Raw genomic sequence first — 21,035 nt, 5'->3', positions numbered from 1 at the left:
ACTACAAAAGCCTCGCCCCTTGAGATGGGGGCGAGGCTTTTTGGCGTAGTTAGAGATTTTTTTGATTTTTATACTTGCCTTTTGTATGTTTATACTAGTACGACAGTAGGCATGAAGTAAGGTTGATCAGTCGGTTTTTATTTAATCTACAATTCTAGAAGAAAGTTTATACCAGAATACATGTCCTCCTAGTTGAAGGCCCGGTGAATCAACAGCTAGGTAGTATTCCTGATCGCCATCAAGCGCTTTTGTTAAAAAGTATTGACCGTCTCTTGAACGTTTAATTCTTTTTCCAGTGCTATCGTAAAGAGTTAGTTCCAACCACCCATCGGAATACTTATCACCCTCAATTACAAATTCAACTGAACCTGCTTCAAAAGACTTGAATTTAAAAACATCGTAGCCTTCCCAGGTTCCGTTTATGCTTTCTCCTAAGGTTCCAATAACAGAATCTCCTATTAGCTGGTAGTTAGCTTCTTCAAAACTGTCATTTGGTTCCTGTTCATTTCCAGTAAGGGTAGAGGCAGTATTTAGTTGCTTGTTTGGTACAGGATTTGCTTCTTCGGCTAAAGCGACACTGGCAGTAGTACTCAGCATTAGTGTAAGACCTAATGAAGCTAACAACGTTTTTCTCATGAATAGACTTCCTCTCTTTTTGGGACTTATATTCATTTATATGAATATATTAGTAATTAAGTCGATTTTATTGTATACTATTTACCAGTAAATTGGAACAATAAAAAGGAATATATATAAATAAAATGAATAAAATAGAATATTTTGTTACAAAGGTGTATTTCTTTCATCTCTCAGGAGTAGAATCTAAGGAAGTTCTGTAGAAAAGGACATGAACTATGTACAAACGACTAAAACGAAATACATAATCGGAATAAATAATTTTAAGTATGGGTAGAGAGCTTATTGTTGAAGTAGGGGGGAGAGGGATAGCTTCGCCTCACTTGTTATAGAAAGGTAAGGCGAAGCGTCTAGTCAGCACACGCAAAATACGGCTTTTATTCAGTTGATTATAGGCTTTGTTAGAAAGCTTTTTTGCTTTAAAAATCGCTGAATTTCTTGGCTGCCAACATTTATGATATACTCATTGGATTGGAAACCTATTTGAATGTTAAATGTATGAAACATATGGAATGATAGGCAGAGGTGAAATGAATATGTTTGACCCGACGGTTTTTGATAATTTAAAAGTGGCTATGGAAAATGCAGTATATGATCTGGATAATCTGGATTCACGTATTGAAATCACGCAACGGATCGACCGATTGGAAATGTCCGTGATGTCGCGTGAATTCGCTATACAGTTCAGGCTGACGAAACGACCCGGTGTGACAGCAGAAATTCGCTTAAAGGCAGATTTAAACAACTTGGCTGCGGAAATTTTGGAGATTGAAGATCAAATCCCCGGATGTGTGCTGCTGCTCAGCTTCTATATGGAGGTTCGTGAGATTGAAACACAATGTAGCCAGATAGAAGATATATTGATGCAGATTTGGAAGCCGGATCTTAGGCCGGTCCAAACGCTCAGTTTTGTTCACGGGGAGAAGGCAGCTACATACCAAAATAAGATTGAACTTCAATTTTCCAGACAAATTAATGAAGATCAGATGGAGGATATCCCGGAGCTATTGGAGCATATTTTGCTGACGCTTACGGAATTACACAAGGTATGAAAATTGATTTCAACGATTTGGTCAGATTGAACTGGAAAGGGAAGTTAGAATTAAAGGAGCAGGGAATATAAAATGAATGAACTTGAATTTTCACAAGTGTATGCGATTATGGAAGCCTCTTTTCCTGAAACGGAATGTAGAATCTTTGCGTCGCAAAAGGCACTGCTTACTCATCCTAGCTATCACTTAATCACTGAAAAGAATGAGCAAGGGCATACGATCGCTTTTCTGGCGGGCTGGGAATTTACACATTTTCGGTTTGTAGAGCATATTGCGGTAGATCAGGCTATACGTGGTGGCGGGTTAGGTAAAAAGCTCATGAGCAGATTTATTACACAGTCCGATAAACCGGTAGTGCTGGAGGTTGAGCCACCTGAGGATGAATGGACTCGGAGAAGAATTGGTTTTTACGAACGCTTGGGATTCCATCTCAACGATTTTGAGTATGTACAGCCTCCTTTGAGGGAAGGGCAGTCCGATCTGAGGCTTCAAATTATGAGTTATCCGTGTGCGCTGTCAGAGCAGGATTTTGCTCCATTTAGACAAATTTTATATACCGAGGTTTACGGGCTGAAATGAGAGAACATATTTAATTAGTGTATATAAAAATGTAAAAGGCTCTGTTTTTGCCGTATTCATACGGGAGCAGAGCCTTGTTTCATTGAGACAGCGTAACTTAATGATGGCTGTGTCTTGTCCAAACCATTACAAATTCCTTTTCACGCGTTTCTGGATCAACGGATTCCTCTTGAATGATAAAGCTATTTTTGGTATAAAAGTTAAATGCCTTCGTGTTGGACTGGTACACTTTCAATTGGATCTGCTCATGTTGCTTCTTAACCCATTCTAGTAGTAACTTGCCATAGCCTTTTCGTTGGGAACCTACTCGTATAAATAAGGCCGCCAAATATCCATCTATCATGGAAACGAAGCCACCTATTGTGTGATCGTCTTGTATAATAACGTAGTTTTGAGCTAGAGGAAGGTATTTGTCCTCCATTTGTCCAACCTGTGATGTCCAATATTGTGGATCAATAAAATGATGGGCCTCTACGGAAGCTTCCAGCCATATAGAGGTTAATTCTTTAAACTCTTTCACTTTCCCTGGTCGAATAGACATAGAGTGACCTCTTTTCCCAGTATGTAATTGGGTTACGATAGTATGATGTTTAACATAAAAAAGACCGTCCGTAGACGGCCTTTTTACCCGTGGCGCTTATTTAAAGCTTTGATCCGTATCCCGCGCCTCCGTCATCTCTGAGAATTAGAGAATGGCGGACTGGGTAAGGGATACGTTCAACATCTGATTACTAATGTTGACGCACCTCCTTTCCTGATGCGTTCATCTTACCATATATGGTATGATATATCCAGTTATTTTCGTATGTTTTCGGGAATTATATATAGAAAATACAATATAAAAATGGCTTGCTTTTATTCTCTATGGGCGATATAATCTTAACTACGGTGATTATATGTACTGGACATTTTTTATGGCTTTGTTACATAGATAAACATCGGCATGATTACATATTATGCGGTCGTGGCGGAATTGGCAGACGCGCACGGTTCAGGTCCGTGTGGGCTAACCCCCGTGGAGGTTCGAGTCCTCTCGACCGCATCTTACCCTAACAATTACAGGTTCTTGGATTGGCTGGATGCCACCAAGAGCCTGTTTTCATATGGTCAAGAAGCTCCGTGTGTTGCTCATCTCTTGGTGAACGGCATTTATGGCCATGTTATCAGAAATAAATAATCATTCTATTTACTGGAATATATATTTAATATAGTCTTTTACACTCTGATCAATTTCTTCATCGCTCGCTTGAAATGAGGCTCCAAAGACAGCGAAATAGGGTAATGATATTGCACCAACATGTACTGCGCTGGCTTTAAAAGGTGTTATAACTTCATCTACAGTAAACGTAACGGAACCAGTAGGTAAATAATTTTCTTTTTTATCGCCAATGGACACTGCTATCCCTAGCTTCTTTCCTTTTAGCTTATTACCTTTTGAACCATAAGCCCATCCATGAGTAAAGACATCATCCATCCATTTTTTTAATAAAGGCGGGTAACTATACCAATATAAAGGGAATTGAAATATTACATTGTTGTATGCTTCAAGTAACTTTTGCTCTTTCAAGACATCAATGCTCCAGTTTGGATACTCTTTATAAATCTCATGAATTGTAATTTCATGGGTATATTGAAGTAATTCTTGTTTCCATCTTTTATTTACTCTAGAATCTTCAATATTCGGATGAGCTAAAATCACAAGAGTTTTCATAATAAATCACCTTTCTTGCGTAACATATTTTGCTTTTTGTAGATACTTATATTATTATTCTGTACGCTTCAAAAAAAGTAAATACACACAATAAAGTAATATAGTTACTTGAAAGTGTGCATTGGACTTAGAGTGAAGATATGCGATTATAAAAATAATTAGATAAACTTTGTTATTTTTAGCGTTGAAGAGGTGGTACTATGAAACAATATAATTTAGGCATAGAAGCAACACTTGAGATCATCGGAGGTAAATGGAAATCATTAATCATATGTTTATTAATGTCTGGTAGAAAAAGGACAAGTGAATTACAGCGTAGTATTCCAGGCATTTCTCAAAAGGTTCTTATACAGCAACTTCGTGAACTTGAAAAGGATGGTATTATAGGAAGGCATGTGTATAATCAAATGCCTCCAAAAGTGGAGTATTATATAACGGAATATGGAATTACAGCAAATGAAATTATTGACTTAATGTGTTCTTGGGGTAGAGCTAATATCAAAATAAGACAACAGCAAGGAGAAGGTGTGATGTTGTTAGAAAATGATTCAAAATGAATAGTTGAGTAAAAGAGCGTTGTAGACTGTGATGTTTACGGCGGTTTTCTTTTTTTCGTAGAGTTGGCAGTTTTGGGATATCTGTTGTAGCGGCATATTCCTCAGTTACCTTCAAGTACTATGCTTTGTGTTGAGCCGCAAGCTAGTTTACTATATAGTTATGACTGGACCATTCCATCTATATTAAATCAATGTCTAAGTAGGGGGACCCTTGCAATGATTATTAAACCGAAAATCCGTGGTTTCATATGTACGACTGCGCACCCGGGAGGATGTGCGGCTCATGTGAATCGTCAGATCGACTACATTAAAGACAGCACGTCAATACAAGGAGCTAAAAAGGTACTTGTAATCGGAGCATCTACTGGATATGGGCTTGCTTCCCGTATTGCTGCGAGCTTCGGTATGGGGGCGGATACCATAGGTGTATCCTATGAACGTCCCGCTTCAGAGGGGCGCACGGCTTCAGCAGGCTGGTATAACACTGTAGCCTTTGAAAGAGCGGCCAGAGCGGCTGGCTACATAGCAGAAAGCATTAATGGCGACGCTTTTTCTCATGAAATTAAGCAGGAGACGTTGAAACTGGTTAAGGAAAAGCTGGGTAAGGTAGATCTGATTGTGTATAGTGTCGCCTCACCACGACGGACGCATCCAGATACGGGTGAAACGTTTAACTCCGTTCTCAAGCCTATCGGGCAGACTTTTTCTGATAAAACAGTGAATACCAATACAGGTGTCGTATCAGAGATTACGCTGGAACCGGCAACGGAGGAGGAAATCGAAAATACGGTAACGGTAATGGGGGGCGAAGATTGGTCCTTGTGGCTAAAAGCGCTGGAAGAAGCCGATTTGCTGGCTGAAGGGATAACCACATTGGCTTACTCATATATTGGCCCAGAGATCACGGAGGCTATTTACCGTAAAGGGACCATCGGCCGAGCCAAAAATGACCTGGAGGCCACAGCCCATACCTTAACGAAGCAACTGGAGCGTTATCATGGTAAAGCTTACGTTTCTGTAAATAAAGCTTTGGTTACACAGTCAAGCTCGGCTATTCCAGTTGTACCTCTGTATATTTCTTTGCTGTTTAAGGTTATGAAGGAAAAGGGTTTGCATGAGGGCTGTATCGAGCAAGCGCAGCGTCTGTTCGGGAAGCTATATAGTGAAGCCACAGTGGAAACCGATGAGGAAGGACGCATTCGTCTGGACAATTGGGAAATGAGGGCGGATGTCCAGCAGGCTGTCCAAGAGGCTTGGTCCGGGATTACTACAGAAAACGTGTCTGAACGGGGCGACCTCGAACAATATCGTCTGGACTTCCTTCAATTATTTGGATTCGGGTTTGATGAAATTGATTATGATTTGGACGTAAATCCAGATATTCAGTAGCATCTTGGCTGATCGCGAATTGTACAGCAAACATAATAAAAACGGGCACTTACAAGCGAAATAAATGGCTTGTGGTGCCCGTTTTTTTATATGTTTGGCAAATGTATATAAGCTGAACTAAAAAAAGGTACATGGAAAACGAAGTAGGGGGAATGGTGCTGTATAAGCGAAGCACCATCCGTCTGCGAAGTGACACTAAGGTAACTTTTAAGTTCGGCTTATATAGTGTTCTTGTTTCAGCAGTTGAAACTATTGGGGATCTGACGTAGATACCGATTTGTAATGAAGCAGACGAAAAACAGCGATGGTAATCATGATCCCGGCAACGCCGAAGACAGATACGGAGGTCAAAGCCTGATAGGCTTGCCAGCCGAATAAAAAAGCAATACCACTGCCAAAGGTTGTGCCTGCCAGTAAACCGAGTGCGCAAGCGATGTCTGTTCTGAATTTCATAAGTATTTTTCCTTTCGGAATCAGGATTTGAAAAGCAACTTGTACTTTTTATCTGGACTTGGACAGGAACTTGTGCGTACAATTAAATAGAAATCGTTTTCAAAGGCAATCTTGTTATCATTATGGATCATTCTTGTGCAAATTATTCCTTTTCAGGAGGTAGATGAAATGAATATGAATGAGCAGATCAAGCAGTGGAACGAAGAGGCACAGGCAAACAACGCTGATCATCCTTACCGAAAGGTCGAATTGTTTATTGAAGTGCGCGATGGGGCGCTTAAAGCTGTCGTCCCCTATCTGAAGCAACGGAATTACTGTCATGTGACGCTGGTAGAGGATGAACATACTTCTGCGGCGGCAGGGGAAAAGGTGGCACAACTCATACGTGATGCAGGTTTGGTGGTCGATGTGGTTCGGTTGCCTCCCAATGCTGTGGGGGATGTGATTGCAGATGAGAGTTATATCGTGAAAGTGTTGTTGGGCGTGACAGATGAGAGTCAGGCTGTACTGGCCGTAGGCTCTGGCACTATTCATGATCTGGTTCGCTTCGCATGCTATAAAATGAATCGCCCGTTCCTGTCGGTGCCGACGGCCGCTTCTGTGGATGGATTTACATCGGCAGGCGCGCCGTTGATTGTGGGCGGCAGTAAGCAGACATTTCAGGCTGTTCCGCCGGAAGCGATTTTTGCTGACCTGTCCGTACTGGCGAGTGCGCCACAAGCGATGACAGCGGCAGGCTTTGGCGATATGCTCGGCAAATTCACCTCATTAGCCGATTGGCATGTGTCCAGGGATTTGGGAGACGAACCCTATTCGCCCCTGGCTAATCGAATCACGGAGGAAGCGCTGCAAGCCTGTGTAGAGCATGTTGATGAGATTGCAGCGGGTTGTCAGGCAGGTGTCGAAGTGCTGATGAACGCGCTGATCGCATCCGGAATTTCCATGCTGATGATTGATCATTCCCGTCCGGCATCGGGTGGAGAGCACCACATTTCCCACCGAATTGAAATGGATTTTATTGCAGAGGGACGCAAGCAAATTTTGCACGGTGCCAAAGTGGGCGTAGCTTCTGCTTTACTGGCGGACTTGTACAGGGATCTGGCTGCTAGCCAAGATGTGGATGCTTTTAAGGTATACCGAACCTTGCCAACGTCGGAGCAGATGCGTGCATGGCTGGCTCAGGTAGGTGGCCCGTCCACGATTGCCGAGCTGGGCGTAACCGAGGAACAGCTTGCACGCGCACTACGCACAGCTCATACCCTGCGTAATCGCTATACAGGGCTCAAGTATATGAACGATCATCAATTGCTTCGTTCATAATATGTACATCTGCACAAGCGGTATTTAGACGGGATTAGCCAAGCACTTGTAACATGGAAGGGATTAGCGAATGGGTTTACGCCTCCGGTAGCTATACACCGATATCCTGCTCCTGTGACATTTGTATGTACAAATGAACGATATGCTATAATCGTGAAATACAAAAGGGTACACGATATTGCAAGTGACGGAGGAAATTATGGCGCCCAAATATATACAAGTTAAACAGGAAATTTTATCATGGATTCATTCATCCAGGCTGGAACCTCAAAGCCAGCTTCCATCTGAACATGAAATGTCTGAGCAATTTGCGGTTAGTCGGCAAACCGTGCGTCAGGCGTTAGGCGAGCTGGTACAGGAAGGTTGGCTTTTTCGCATGCAGGGCAAGGGAACCTTTGTTGCCACACGGGACAGCAAGCAGCCCGAGGACCCACGGACCATCGGGGTCGTTACGACCTATATATCCGATTATATTTTTCCCTCGATTGTGCAGGGAATTGAAACCAAATTAAGTCGTCAGGGCTATAAGCTGCTGCTTTCTAGTACAGGCAATGACCCCGAGCAGGAACGGCAGTGTTTGGAAATGCTGTTAAGTCAGCCCTTGAGCGGGATTATTATTGAGCCGACGAAAAGTGGGGAACGCAATCCCAATCTGAATTATTACCTGACCTTGGAAAATCGCCAAATTCCTTATTTAATGATCAATGCGCGGTATGAGGAAATGGATGCGCCATGTCTGCGTGTAGATGATGAGAAGGGTGGATTTTTAGCGGCTGAGCATCTGATTAAGTTGGGACATCGGCGGTTAGCCGGGTTTTTCAAAACAGATGATATGCAGGGAATTCTACGTATGAAGGGATTTGTAGCCGCCCACCGCAAATATGGGGTTACGCTGCATCCGAATGCAGTGACCACCTACCGGACGGAAGAAAAAAATGAGGTTCCGTTACAGCGTGCGTCTGTGCTGCTGAGTATGGAGCCGGGAGAGCGTCCTACCGGATGGGTAACATATAATGATGAGCTGGCAGTGCGTTTGTTGGATATTGTGCGTTCAGCGGGTCTGAGCATTCCGGATGATTTGTCGCTGGTCGGGTTTGATGACTCTTTTTTGGCAACGGCAACGGAAATCAAGCTAACTACAATCCGGCATCCGAAGGAGGAGCTGGGACTTCGTGCTGCTGATACGATACTGTCGATGATCGAAGAAAAGGGCTTTCGCGAAGAGGATCGTCAGTGGATTATTCCGCCTGAGCTGATTATCCGTGAATCTACGGGGCCTGTTGCCAGTGATATATAAGCCTTAAGTATAAGTATGGGCGAGTTTTTATCTGGACACATGTAAGGACAAGTTGGGAAAAATGTAGTTCTAACACCTAATAGCATATTGGCGTGCTCACTCGCCGTACCGGACACGCCTGTTTTCTGGATTGCAGAAAACAGGCTGTTTTTGCTATGTTTTTTCTGAAAATATAAACAGTTACGCAGTGAATAAACATATAAAAAAACGCTGGCTAAGTTGTACGTACAAGTGTATAATGAAAGCGGAACCAAGGATATGAGGTCATCAGCACTTCCATTGCAGATTTCAGAAATGATAGTAAAAGGAGTGTTTTATACATGTTAGAACAATTGAAACAGGAAGTATGGGAGGCTAATTTGGCTCTTCCCAAGCATGGTCTGGTTACTTTTACGTGGGGAAATGTAAGCGGTATCGACCGTGAGCAGGGGCTGGTTGTAATTAAGCCAAGTGGTGTGGCCTACGAGGAGCTGAAAGCAGAGCAATTGGTCGTACTCAATTTGCAAGGCGATATTGTTGAGGGGGACCTTCGTCCTTCATCGGATACACCTACACATCTGGCGCTGTACCGTGCTTTTCCACAAATCGGCGGTATTGTACACACGCATTCCTCTTGGGCCACAAGCTGGGCGCAGGCAGGACGCGCGATTCCGGCATTAGGGACAACACAGGGTGATTATTTTTATGGAACGATTCCATGTACTCGCGCGATGACTTCAGAGGAAATTGCCGGAGAGTATGAGCTGGAGACGGGAAATGTGATCATTGAGACGTTTCAGGATATTAGTCCGGCGGACATTCCAGGTGTACTCGTTAATCAGCATGCACCGTTCGCTTGGGGAAAAAATGCTGATGATGCTGTTCATAATGCGGTGGTGCTGGAGGAAGTAGCCAAGATGGCGTACCGTTCCTTCGCGTTGAACCCGGAATTAACCTCTATGGATCAGGCGCTTTTGGATAAGCATTTTCTGCGCAAGCATGGAGCGAACGCTTATTACGGTCAGACGAAAAAGGAGGAGACACACAAATGAGCAAGTATACCATTGGTGTCGATTATGGAACAGAGTCCGGGCGCGCGGTCATTGTTGACCTCTCTAACGGAGCTGAAATTGCTACACACGTAACACCTTATCGCCATGGGGTTATTGATGAAGTGCTGCCTGGCAGCGGACGTAAGCTGGAAATGGACTGGGCGCTGGAGCATCCGGCTGACTATATTGAAGTACTGACGACTTCTGTACCTGCTGTCATGAAGGAGACGGGAATTTCTCCAGACGACATCATCGGGATCGGAATTGATTTTACGGCATGTACGATGCTGCCGATCGACGCGCAAGGACAACCATTGTGCTTTGACGAGAACCTGAAGGATAACCCGCATAGCTGGGTAAAACTGTGGAAGCACCATGCAGCGCAGGATGAAGCGGATCGTCTGAACGAAATTGCATCACAGCGCGGAGAGGCATTTCAGCCCCGTTATGGTGGTAAAATTTCATCCGAATGGATGATCGCAAAAATTTGGCAAATTCTGAACGAGGCGCCGGATATTTATGATCAGACAGATCGCTTTGTAGAAGCGACCGACTGGGTTATTTCCCAGCTTAGTGGAGAGCTGAAACGTAATCAATGTACAGCAGGCTACAAGTCCATTTACCATCATCGTGACGGTTATCCGGACCGTGAGTTTTTCAAAGCGCTCGATCCTCGTCTGGAAAATTTGACAGATACGAAGCTGCGTGGTGAAGTTTATGACTTGGGTAGCCGTGCAGGTGGATTAACAGAGGACATGGCTGCAAAGCTCGGGTTGAATCCGGGAACTGCGGTAGCAGTAGGTAACGTGGATGCACATGCGGCTGTTCCGGCGGTAGGTGTCGTCACACCAGGCAAGCTGGTCATGGCGATGGGAACTTCTATTTGTCATATGCTGCTCGGTGAGGAAGAAAAAGAAGTCGAAGGCATGTGCGGTGTTGTAGAAAACGGAATTATCCCGGGCTATTACGGCTATGAGGCTGGTCAGTCGGCGGTAGGAGATATTTTCGCATGGTTCGTTGAGCATGCTGTTCCCGGTGAGGTGAAGGAGCAGGCTGCGGCAGAAGGCGTGAACGTCCATGTGTGGCTGGAGCGCAAAGCGGCAGCGTACAAACCGGGCGAAACCGGATTGCTTGCGCTGGATTGGTGGAACGGTAATCGTTCTGTGCTGGTGGATACGAACCTGACGGGTCTTATTGTCGGCTATACGCTGCTGACGAAGCCGGAGGAAGTGTATCGTACATTGCTGGAAGCCACAGCGTTCGGTACACGTAAAATCGTCGATGCGTTCCATCACAACGGCGTGCCGGTAGATGTATTGTACGCATGCGGTGGATTGCCGCAGAAAAACCGTCTCTTGATGCAAATTTATGCCGATGTAACGGGACGGGAGATCAAAGTGGCGGCTTCTACTCAAACCCCTGCCCTGGGCGCAGCGATGTTCGCGGCAGTGGCTGCGGGAGCAGAGGCCGGAGGGTACGACGATATCGTCGAAGCAGCGCGCCATATGGCTCGTGTACGGGACGAGAGCTTCAAACCGATCCCAGAGAACGCGGCCGTCTATGATAAGCTGTACGAGGAATACAGCCGTCTTCACGACTACTTTGGACGTGGAGGCAATCCGGTGATGAAGAAGCTGAAGGCGATTAAGGAAGAAGCCGGACGTTCTACAGAAGCGGCAAGCACTCATTCTTAAAAGGTAAGTATCTAAAAAAGCACAGTACGCCGGAAAACGGCAGACTGTGCTTTTTTTTGTTCTTATATTCCGTGATTTGCAACAAGCGAAAGTCTTGTGAAATGAAAGATGGTAATGCGTTCCTTTCATAGACTTTCAGGTAAAGTACAATCGTTTAGTTTTAACGGGCATTCTCACTTTTTCAGCATGGCATCAGCAAACAAAATGGATTTTGGAATGCGGAAAAACTGTTCCGCCTGATCCTGGAAGGTTTGAGAAGGAACGGTACCCTGATGCAACCATTTTCGGAATGTGCCGGGATGAACGCCAATCCAATGACTGACATCGGTCACCGAAATATCATGGACCATACACAGACCCGCCAAAATCCGGTTTTTGACCGGGGAACGAGTCACAGTCCGTTTCATAAAACGGGACGGTGATGGCTGACAGATGAGCGGTGAACGCCGGACAACCTCTTCGTTAAACAGAATATGGTGCGGATAACCAAGTGTGTTACACGTTTTTTCCAGATTAGTGTTGCCGGGAATACGGCCTTCATATACCCACGCGCTGACGCTACGTGAGGAAATGGAAAGCTCCTCGGCAAGCTGAGACAGTTTAATGTCATTAGCCATCAAAACGGCTAGCAGAACACGATTGCGTACTTGACAGCGTGTCGGCTTGCGAAAACGTTTGACGCGCACACCTTTTCCCAAATATTTGCGATTGATCAGAGACCACGCCTGAATGGAATGTTTATCTTGTTGTTTAGGCATATATCCTCCGATTTTTTTTAACCACATACTACTATACCCGAAGGGGGCTTTGCAAGTGACTCCCCTCCTGATTTTCTTTTAATCCCATGGGCTTAACCGGTTTATGGAAAATAAGGTCCATTTGACCTATGAAAAGGGCTGCTTAAGGGGCCGATATATTAAATTGTTGTATTTATTATGGGAATGGAGGAAATATGTTCTTTTTTTTATGATTGTAAGGTTTATAAGAGAGAGAAATGGATAGGGGACTCCAAGTGTACCCAACTATTTCCTGAATGACAAGAGGAGGTTATCCAGTCAGATGTTTTGTAAAAAGATAATGGTATGGTTTCTGACGGCACTTTTGGCAGCAAACACTTTGCTGTGCTTGCCTAGTGTGGCAGGAGCGGAGGAACAAGACACGAGGGACGGAGTAGAACAAAATCAAGCGGATACGGCACAGGAGGAACTTGAGCTTTCTGATGGAAACGTTTCTTTCACCCCGTCTAACTTCTGTGACAAACAGCGTCTATAACGCATTAATGATGAGCTTGGCTGCAACAGTGGAATATACGTCGATCCCTATTAATCCCGGGGAAACGTATGAATTTGAGAATACAGATACGATTAGTAAATCCATATACAGTAACGCGTCCGAATCCAAAGGCATTCTGTATGATAGTGTGAGTTACAAAGAGGACGGAGATATCAGCACTGTCCATATGGATTACGGCATAAGCCCCATTGGTGTTCCCGGGGGAGGTACAGCATTTATTACGAATGCAGGGACAACAACATTAACCGTAAAGATAACGGATGTCTTCACCTACAGCACATCGGAGAGCCCGGCATTGGAGCGTGTTACAGTCTCTAAGAATGAGAGTTACCGGATCGTAAATGACGGATGGACTGCCCGTTCGATTCAGCATGATGGTTCAAGTAAGGACAATCGCCGTTTTGATTTTGCCAAATACAAGGCAGATGGAACTTTAGCCGCATCTGGTCTTAACAGCATTGCTCATCCCTCTTTGGCTGAAGGAGAGGAACTGATCGTTACAGGCGGCACTTCAAATGCAGTGACCTTTGGTTTACCATACGGAAAATACAGTACAGAAAGTACCGGAGAACCTGCTTACGCACGGGTTTCCTTGAACCAAGGAGAAAGCTACCAGTTTATTAATGTTGGAACCAGATTAGACTCAATTGAAAGTGATGGTACACCCAAGGATAAATTGGACTATGTTGTGTATCTGTCCAATGGAACGGAATCCTCGCGTGGCACTGGCACTTCAGCCAAGCCGCAGGTCGGTGTAGACAAATACGCGGTTATTACCCAGGTTACGGCCAACCCGGTTACATACGGCGCACCTTACCGTAACTTTATCGCCCGTCCTGTGGGCGGGGATGCGATCAGCCGTGTCGAGTTTGAGGCAGGCAAGAGCTACATTTTCCATAATAACGGCACGCTGATGAACCCCATCTACAACAACTCAAGAAAGGCAGGAAATTTGTTCGATTATGCTATTTACAAGCCAGATGGAACGGTCAATTCCTACGGTTTTAACAGCCAGGCTGGTCCTATGATTCCAGCATCAGGTTATGCCATTGTGACTGTGATAGGCCCAGGACCGATTACATTTGATTATACGGACGATTTTTCCTGGGAAACGAGCAAGGATCCTGCCTTTTTACGCGTAACCTTATCGAAGGGTGAAAGTTATGCTTATACGAATATCAGTGATCATTTAAGGAATCTGCACAGCACCGCTCCAACCGTTAAGGGCAAATTTGATGTGGTCCTGTATAAAGCGAACGGCATGGAGGAATCCAGACGCAGTACTGGAAACTCAACCTTTCTGGTTGGTGCAGGCAAAAAGGCCAGCGTGACGGTAACCAGTGACACGCCGATCACCTTTGGTGGTATCTATCGGAGCTTTAAGGCCAGCGAAGATGACAATGGTATCGGCCAAACGACGTTGGAACCGGGGGATTCGTATGTTTTCCGGAATCATGATAGCCAATCGAACTCATTGCGGCGTGATAAAAGTAGCGGGAATGCACGCTTTGATTCTGCAAGCTATCGAGGACTTCGTTTACTTACATCAGATCATTTCAACAATATAGTAGATCCGGAGATTGTCGCGGGCGGTGAAGCAATTGTCACCAATGTATCAGATCGGCCAATCACCTTTAGTTATAGCAGTAAAGTAGAGGCTTTGCTCAGCGGGCAGGCGGCATTCCATCGAATTACGTTAAAACGTGGAGAAAGTCGGAGATTTATTAATGTAAGTTCTATAGACAAAGCCCTGGATGTCATTTCTGCCAACGGTATGAAGTGGAGCTATACCAATTACCGTGCAGACGGCACTTTCACTCAAGTGAATGATACAACGCAATTGCCTCTAGTACAGGCTGGTGGCTACGTGGTGATTACTTCTGTATCGGATATACTGGTTACGTTTGGCGGTCCATTAGGAATATTCGATGTGGATAATGCCGAAGCTCCGGCCGGTCAGGTAACGGTTAATCAGGGAGAGAGTTACGTATTCGTGAATACAGGTACAGAGACTTCTACGCTGACCTCCAATGCTGCAAGCGAAAATCGTCTCTATGACTATGCCATTTATGGAGAAGGTACCGGTGTTCATTCCAAGGTGGATGACGCAGGCATGAGTGTTTCGTTGCCTGTGATCTTACTTGGAGCTGGAAAAACGCTAGTCGTGACTGTGACTTCACTACAGGCTGTAACTTTTAATTATGGAAATGAGATCAAGGCTGAAGCGGGTACTGACCCGGCGTTGTTAAAAACGTCTTTGTCCGGCGGAAAGCAGGAAGTATGGATCAATCGCGGAAGCGAGGCAGCCCCTGTCTTGACGAATGCAGAGACGGCTGGTGGAACGTATCAGTATACCGTTACGGATCAGGCTGGAAAAGTGATTCGTGAACATAAAGAGGCGACAGATAATCTACAGCAAGTGCCAGGTAAAGCAAACATTCATCTTGCCGTAGCAGCAGCTACTCCTGCTGTTAACTTTGGAGCGCCTTATCGTGTGTTTGCTATGAAAAATAAAGATGACAGCAAGCTGGACGAGCTCATTGAACTCATAGAAAAGGAAGCTGACTTTACAGTAGGTCAGCAAGGGAAATATCGGTTTACGCCGAAAGAAGACGGAATGTACCGTTTTGCGGTGAAGGAAAAATCCAACGAAGCTGCACAGCAGCCTATTGTAACCTTGTTTACCGACCCTGATTTTTCGAATCAGCTTGTCTCTTCAACAGAGCAAGCGCAAATATATGGTTGGAATTTCACTGTTTTAGAGTATGAGATGAAGGCAGGACAAACCGTTTATGTGAAGCTGACAGAAACTAATAGTGGCGCATTACAAACCGTAATTAAGGCAGCACATATGTCGCTTGGCAAGGATACTTCATATGAATACGGCAAAGGGAACCGACTGAATAAAGTTATTTTTTCCACCGGAGATCAAATCGAGCTGCATTATGATTTAAACGGAAACGTCAGTATGCGGCTGAAAATGGTATTTCCTTTTACAAATTAAATAGGGGTGAGCATGTGTTTAAACGTTATATTTGTAGTCTATTATGTGTGGCAATGTTGCTGGGTCCATGGAGTACATGGGCACATGGAGAGGAAGGGAAAGGAGAGGCTGCGGCTTCTCAGTCTTCTTCGTCTTCCACTCCACAGATTATTACCAGAGCATGGCTTGCACAGCAAACAGGCAAGGATCAGGCTTGGGTCAATGCACAGTTATCCAAAGGCTATACTTTATATGATATTTATAAAGCATGGCAAAAAGATGGTGGGGAAAACTCATTACCTGAACAAAGTCCTGCCTTGTGGGTACAGCAAAATGGGCTTAAATTGAGCACAAAAGCGAAGATGGAACCGTCCAAGGAGCCGGCTGAACTCAAGGCAGGTGAAAAGCCCGTTCAGGATGAAGTGGTGAATCCCAAACCGCTGGATAAGGGTGAGGAACCATCGCTGGTCCCTGAGACAACTGAGGTAGGTATACCATCCATACCCCGTGTAAATGATTCCGTATATGCGCCGATTCTAGGAGAAAACGGTCTGATCGGGCAGGATTTACTTAAACAAAGTTTGTTACAGGGTTCTGCTACAACAGATGTGTATGCTCCTTTTGATCAGGCGGCGCTTGCACAAAGCAGGCTAAGTGATGATACTTCGCGTTATGGGCTGGATTACGGTGACAACAGTGTGTCCACCGCTTCAGGACAGCTTGTCGTGCAAAATACGGACTTGGTGCTGCCAGGATCGTTGCCCTTTGCACTGACTCGTGTGTATAACAGTTCATTGGCGAATAACCAGATTGGTGTGCAGCAAAATGAAGGGGTGTACACAAACACAAGTGCCATCCGCGAGGAGGAAGCAGCTTCTGGTCTGGGTAGAGGCTGGAAATGGGATCTTCCCCACATACAAAAACAGGATGGTAAACAGTATCTGTACATGCCGGGAACGGGCTCCTATGAACTGAGAGATGATTTGCAGCTTGAAGGATATGCATACAAAGATCTCAAGATCAGTACAGATCAAAGCGCAAGCGTGCAGGGAGTAAGCAGTGCATACAAAATAGCAGAGCTGAATGGAAATGACTATTATCTGGATCAAGATGGTTATTTGATTTTAATCCAGGATGCGTATAAGAATCGGGTGGAGTTTGACTATACAAGTTCTGGTGGAGCTAAGCTCATTCGTTCGATTCGAAATAATGATGGCAGAGAGCTTGACTTCACTTACAATGCCGGACAGCTTGTTGTTAAAGAGCAGGGCACAGACCATCAGTACACCTATCGTCAAAGTGACGAGGGAAGCAGGAAGGTGCTAACGGAAGTGCTGGATTCTCTTTCTCGAAGCACAAGCTATACGTATACTTTAACGGATGCTCCGTTTAATTTGGTAGCAGATAGTGAGGGGAAAACTGGGGCCTTACAGCAAAATGCATCGGCGCTGCTCACGCGAATTGCACGACCTACTTCGTCCATCACAGACATTCGTTATGAAGCCTATAACAAGCAAATAGGCGTATACGGTACACAAGGCGTGTTCAAGGTGGTTTCACGCGCAGATGTGTACAGTACGACGGCAGGCAATCGTTTTTTAAATAAAATTGATTTCACCTATTCGGGAGAAGATCTGGCCAGCTATGGCAACAACGCTGAATGGACGGTGACGGCTACAGGAACACGTACAGCGGAAACCTTCCGTTTTGGCAAAACCTTTAGAGGAGATCATGCACCGGACAAACTTGTTCTAAGCCGCTATGATCAAGAGGGGGATTCTACCGGGTATCATGTGGATTATACGTATAATGATGCTGTGAACTGGAATTTGCCTGTGCAAATGCGGGAGTCTTATACGGAGGGCGGTTCTTCATCCGAGCCTGTAACGACATCCTATGAGTACAATGAATATGGTCTGCCTTTGAAGATTTCTCAAAGTACGGGGCAAGAAAGCGTTCATACGTATAAAGTCTCTACCGAGCCTTATTTCTGGGTGCAACCTGTTCAGACGGTTAGTAAAATAAGTGAAGGAAAAACCGGAACGACAGTTCGAACCTATAAAGCAGAGGGCCAATTGTACGAGCACAAAAGTTATGAAGGCACAGCTCAGGGGAAACTTTTATCACACACCTATACTTTTTACAATGCAAAAGGGAATGTAAGCGGTCAGAAAGTTCTCATTGATGATAGAAACTATACGGATGTTTCTATTGATTATAAATCTTCCTATGGTTCTCAACTCCCAACAAGACAGCTTTTGCCTAAAGGTGTTGAGTATACGTATGATTACTATCCGACTGGAGAAATCAAGTCCCAAACCGATGCCAAGCGCAAAACGGAGTCCTATGTGTATGACGCATTGGGGCGTGTAACGAAGGTTACTTATCCGAATGGAACTCAAACGGTTGTGGTATACAAGGATGATACGAACGATGTCACCGTCACCGGACCGGATGGCGTGAGCGCTGAAAGATTGTATAATCCATTCGGACAGCTGCTCCAGCAGCAGATGGATGACGCGATCTACGGATATGGTTATGATGATCATGGAGATATGGTAGAAAGCACGGATGCCGAACAAGCCACCACTCGCTACGCCTACGATGCTTTTGGACGGCCTGTGAAGGCGACCTATGCGGATGGAACAACAGATACCGTGGCGTATAATGCAGTGGATCGTACCGTTACTCAGACGGATGCCTCTGGCTACCGTGTACGTGAAGTATCGGATGCTTTAGGTCGTGTGACTTCCACACAAGAAGCTAAAAATGGATCCTTTCAGCCGCTGGAGTCGTTAGCTTACAATCATGCGGGTATGGTCACTAGCCGGACGGACGGTAACGGCCAACGTATGACCTATGATTACGATGCTCTGGGACAAATGACTTCGGTCACAGATCCATCCGGACAGCAGGTTAGCTATATGTATGATCTGGCCGGAAATTTGAAGACCGTTCAGTATCCTGATGGGCAAAAGAATGTGTATTCCTATGATGAGTTGGGCAGACGCATGTTGCTTGAGAAATCCAGTGGAGGAACGACGCTAAATATTTACGATACGGATGGAAATATCACCCGTATGCTGACAGGAAAATTGCAAGCGATCACCTTTGAATATAATACGAACGGGCTGGTTACGGAAGCGGCGGGACTGGATTTTAAAACCAATTATACCTATGACCTTGTGGGACGCCGAACCAGCATGACAGATGGGCAGGGAACGACCTCCTATGCCTATGATCCAGCAGATGGGTCGTTGACTGGTCTGAAGTACCCAGATGGCACGCAAATAAACTATGAGTACAATAAGCAGTCTCGCACAGGCTATGTGCTGACCGATGCTTCTGGAGCGTCTATGCACGTTCAATCCAAGCTGGACAGCTTGGGCCAAGTGACTCAAATGGACATTAGCAGTGGAGCAGGTACAGCAAACGTACAGAGTCTGGCAGGAGCCAGTGCTGCTTTGGGCGGATCACTGGATAGCATGACGTTTGATTATGCACCAAATGGGTTGCTGAAAGGTCAGTCCTCAAGCCGAGGGCTGAGTACGCGATTCAGCTATAACGGACTGGATTTGTCCGGAGTAACGGTGGAGCAAGGCGGTACGGCGCTGCACCAATTTGGGTATGAGCGGGATGCCAATAAAAACATCATCGGACGTACGCAAAACGGAACGACAGACCAGTTTGGATATGACCCGTTAAACCGAATTGCCAGCGAAGCCGCAGGTGAGAAGAACAAGACCTATGGCTACGATTCCGAATGGAAACCGAAGCGCCGAAGGCAGCGGCAAAGTGTTCGGCATGAAAAACGCTGAATATACGTATGATTCCGTCAGCCGTCTGACGAAGGTGAGCGGTGAGGGCAAAGAGGTCGGATACAGCTACAATGGAGACGGACTGCTGTACGAGCGTACGGAGGGTGGCAAAACGACCCGGTATTACTACAACGAAGAAGCGAAGCTGATGGCAGAAGCTGAGGTCGAAGGTGGAGCAGCGAAGATCACGTACGCTTACGTGTATGACTTGTCCGGTCAACTGTGGGCGAGACAAGACAAGGCAAGCGGACAACTGCAATATTATCAGTTGAATGGCCACGGTGATGTGGTGGGCCTGAGTGATAGTACAGGCAAGCAGTTAAATAGTTACACCTATGACATTTGGGGCGGCCCGGAGTCGGTGAAAGAGACCGTACCGAATGTGCTGCGCTATGCTGGCGAGTATTGGGACGACGCGACCGGACTCCAGTATTTGCGAGCCCGCTGGTATGATCCAGGCACAGCGCGTTTTATGGGCGAGGATACGTATCAGGGAGAAATGAGTGATCCGCGAAGCTTGAATGGGTATGCGTATGTAGCGAATAATCCGTTAATTTATATTGATCCAAGTGGACATTATTTCGAAACCCTTGATTATCAGGAACTTAGAATATTACTAAATGAAGCGAGGGTTAAATCGAGTTCCAGCAAGAATCAGGATTATCAGTTATACAAGGACTTCATACGGAAACGATACGATTTTTCGTCGGTTTTTGGAGGAGCAAACCAGTATAATTACTTATACGACCTGTTAACGGGAACGAGTGGCTATAAGAATAGTGCAGGCAAGTCAGATTGGGCTAGAGGACAGTTGTTAAGTGCATACCAAAAGTGGACCGATGCCGAAGTCCTTGGCATAGCTGCGATGGGGATGATTGGTAATACTGGTGGAAAGTCTGTTAAGGGAAGAACAACAGGTTTTACAAAAATCAGCTTCAAGACAGACTTGTTTAATCGATATCAGAAACATGTATTCTCAACCGACCATATTAAAGACGGGATAATGAAATTAGGAAAAGATAAACAATCAATATTCAGTAGCATAACTGGAAAAATTGGCTCTGTAGATCCCTCTAAGTTAAAACAAGGTTCAAACCAAATGCATACCAAAATTAACGGATATGATGTAACAATAAGATTTTACGTTGAAAATGGTGCAGTTATTAATGTGAATACCTTTATGGGAACTGCTGACAGGGTAATTGGAAACCTCATTAAATAA

The 21,035-nt window shown here is 45.1% G+C and carries 17 protein-coding genes and 1 tRNA gene; 13 read left to right on the top strand and 5 right to left on the bottom strand.

Going from position 1 to position 21,035, the window contains the following annotated elements; genetic code table 11:
* Positions 1-141: 141 nt before the first annotated feature.
* Positions 142-636, bottom strand: a complete 495-nt coding sequence (locus E0698_RS08955; protein ID WP_192511323.1) for a hypothetical protein — start codon at positions 634-636, stop codon at positions 142-144.
* Between the two features lie 536 nt (positions 637-1,172).
* Here E0698_RS08955 and E0698_RS08950 point away from each other — a divergent pair.
* Together E0698_RS08950 and E0698_RS08945 are read left to right on the top strand one after the other, a co-directional pair.
* The gene (locus E0698_RS08950; protein WP_192511322.1) at positions 1,173-1,688 is read left to right on the top strand and encodes a hypothetical protein; all 516 of its coding nucleotides are present in this window, start codon (positions 1,173-1,175) and stop codon (positions 1,686-1,688) included.
* Between the two features lie 72 nt (positions 1,689-1,760).
* A complete protein-coding gene (locus E0698_RS08945; protein ID WP_192511321.1) occupies positions 1,761-2,267 on the top strand; it encodes a GNAT family N-acetyltransferase in 507 nt (168 codons plus the stop codon).
* A 97-nt stretch (positions 2,268-2,364) separates the two neighbouring features.
* On the opposite strand, the gene E0698_RS08940 is transcribed toward E0698_RS08945, so the two are convergent.
* A complete protein-coding gene (locus E0698_RS08940) occupies positions 2,365-2,808 on the bottom strand; it encodes a GNAT family N-acetyltransferase (RefSeq protein ID WP_192511320.1) in 444 nt (147 codons plus the stop codon).
* A gap of 417 nt (positions 2,809-3,225) precedes the next feature.
* Between E0698_RS08940 and E0698_RS08935 the strand changes: the two genes are divergently transcribed.
* Positions 3,226-3,309 (top strand) — tRNA-Leu (locus tag E0698_RS08935).
* Between the two features lie 144 nt (positions 3,310-3,453).
* Here E0698_RS08935 and E0698_RS08930 read toward each other — a convergent pair.
* Complete coding sequence (locus tag E0698_RS08930; protein WP_192511319.1) at positions 3,454-3,978, bottom strand: NAD(P)H-dependent oxidoreductase; 525 nt, start codon at positions 3,976-3,978, stop codon at positions 3,454-3,456.
* A gap of 200 nt (positions 3,979-4,178) precedes the next feature.
* Here E0698_RS08930 and E0698_RS08925 point away from each other — a divergent pair, with 200 nt between their 5' ends.
* Complete coding sequence (locus E0698_RS08925) at positions 4,179-4,535, top strand: winged helix-turn-helix transcriptional regulator (RefSeq protein WP_192511318.1); 357 nt, start codon at positions 4,179-4,181, stop codon at positions 4,533-4,535.
* Between the two features lie 216 nt (positions 4,536-4,751).
* A complete protein-coding gene (gene fabV / locus E0698_RS08920) occupies positions 4,752-5,924 on the top strand; it encodes an enoyl-ACP reductase FabV (protein WP_192511317.1) in 1,173 nt (390 codons plus the stop codon).
* A 249-nt stretch (positions 5,925-6,173) separates the two neighbouring features.
* On the opposite strand, the gene E0698_RS08915 is transcribed toward fabV, so the two are convergent.
* Positions 6,174-6,377: a hypothetical protein gene (locus E0698_RS08915; protein ID WP_025685103.1), complete on the bottom strand. Its 204-nt coding sequence runs from the start codon at positions 6,375-6,377 to the stop codon at positions 6,174-6,176.
* Between the two features lie 168 nt (positions 6,378-6,545).
* Here E0698_RS08915 and E0698_RS08910 point away from each other — a divergent pair, with 168 nt between their 5' ends.
* From E0698_RS08910 to E0698_RS08895, 4 genes are all read left to right on the top strand, one after another.
* A complete protein-coding gene (locus tag E0698_RS08910; RefSeq protein ID WP_192511316.1) occupies positions 6,546-7,697 on the top strand; it encodes a sn-glycerol-1-phosphate dehydrogenase in 1,152 nt (383 codons plus the stop codon).
* 199 nt (positions 7,698-7,896) lie between these two features.
* Entirely contained in the window at positions 7,897-8,994 is a 1,098-nt protein-coding gene (locus E0698_RS08905) for a GntR family transcriptional regulator (protein WP_134910359.1), read from the top strand.
* A gap of 320 nt (positions 8,995-9,314) precedes the next feature.
* Entirely contained in the window at positions 9,315-10,025 is a 711-nt protein-coding gene (gene araD, locus E0698_RS08900; RefSeq protein WP_192511315.1) for an L-ribulose-5-phosphate 4-epimerase, read from the top strand.
* Positions 10,022-11,719, top strand: coding sequence for a ribulokinase (locus E0698_RS08895; RefSeq protein ID WP_192511314.1), 1,698 nt, complete (start codon positions 10,022-10,024; stop codon positions 11,717-11,719). Before araD ends, E0698_RS08895 begins: the two co-directional genes overlap by 4 nt.
* Positions 11,720-11,892: 173 nt before the next feature.
* On the opposite strand, the gene E0698_RS08890 is transcribed toward E0698_RS08895, so the two are convergent.
* Positions 11,893-12,477 carry a helix-turn-helix domain-containing protein gene (locus E0698_RS08890; protein WP_013370447.1) on the bottom strand — a complete coding sequence of 195 codons (585 nt, stop codon included), beginning with the start codon at positions 12,475-12,477 and terminating at the stop codon, positions 11,893-11,895.
* A 301-nt stretch (positions 12,478-12,778) separates the two neighbouring features.
* On the opposite strand from E0698_RS08890, the gene E0698_RS08885 reads away from it, so the two are divergent.
* From E0698_RS08885 to E0698_RS08870, 4 genes are read left to right on the top strand one after another with little or no spacing between them, the layout of a single operon-like run.
* Entirely contained in the window at positions 12,779-12,991 is a 213-nt protein-coding gene (locus E0698_RS08885; protein ID WP_192511313.1) for a hypothetical protein, read from the top strand.
* Entirely contained in the window at positions 12,972-16,016 is a 3,045-nt protein-coding gene (locus E0698_RS08880; RefSeq protein WP_192511312.1) for a hypothetical protein, read from the top strand. Before E0698_RS08885 ends, E0698_RS08880 begins: the two co-directional genes overlap by 20 nt.
* A gap of 53 nt (positions 16,017-16,069) precedes the next feature.
* Entirely contained in the window at positions 16,070-19,813 is a 3,744-nt protein-coding gene (locus tag E0698_RS08875) for a DUF6531 domain-containing protein (RefSeq protein ID WP_238353923.1), read from the top strand.
* The gene (locus E0698_RS08870; RefSeq protein WP_192511310.1) at positions 19,743-21,035 is read left to right on the top strand and encodes an RHS repeat domain-containing protein; all 1,293 of its coding nucleotides are present in this window, start codon (positions 19,743-19,745) and stop codon (positions 21,033-21,035) included. Before E0698_RS08875 ends, E0698_RS08870 begins: the two co-directional genes overlap by 71 nt.

This window comes from Paenibacillus sp. 23TSA30-6 (genome assembly GCF_014858585.1).
GTDB lineage: Bacteria > Bacillota > Bacilli > Paenibacillales > Paenibacillaceae > Paenibacillus.
The sequence above is the reverse complement of the archived record's forward strand: the minus strand, read 5'-3'. Positions and strand labels throughout refer to the sequence as shown.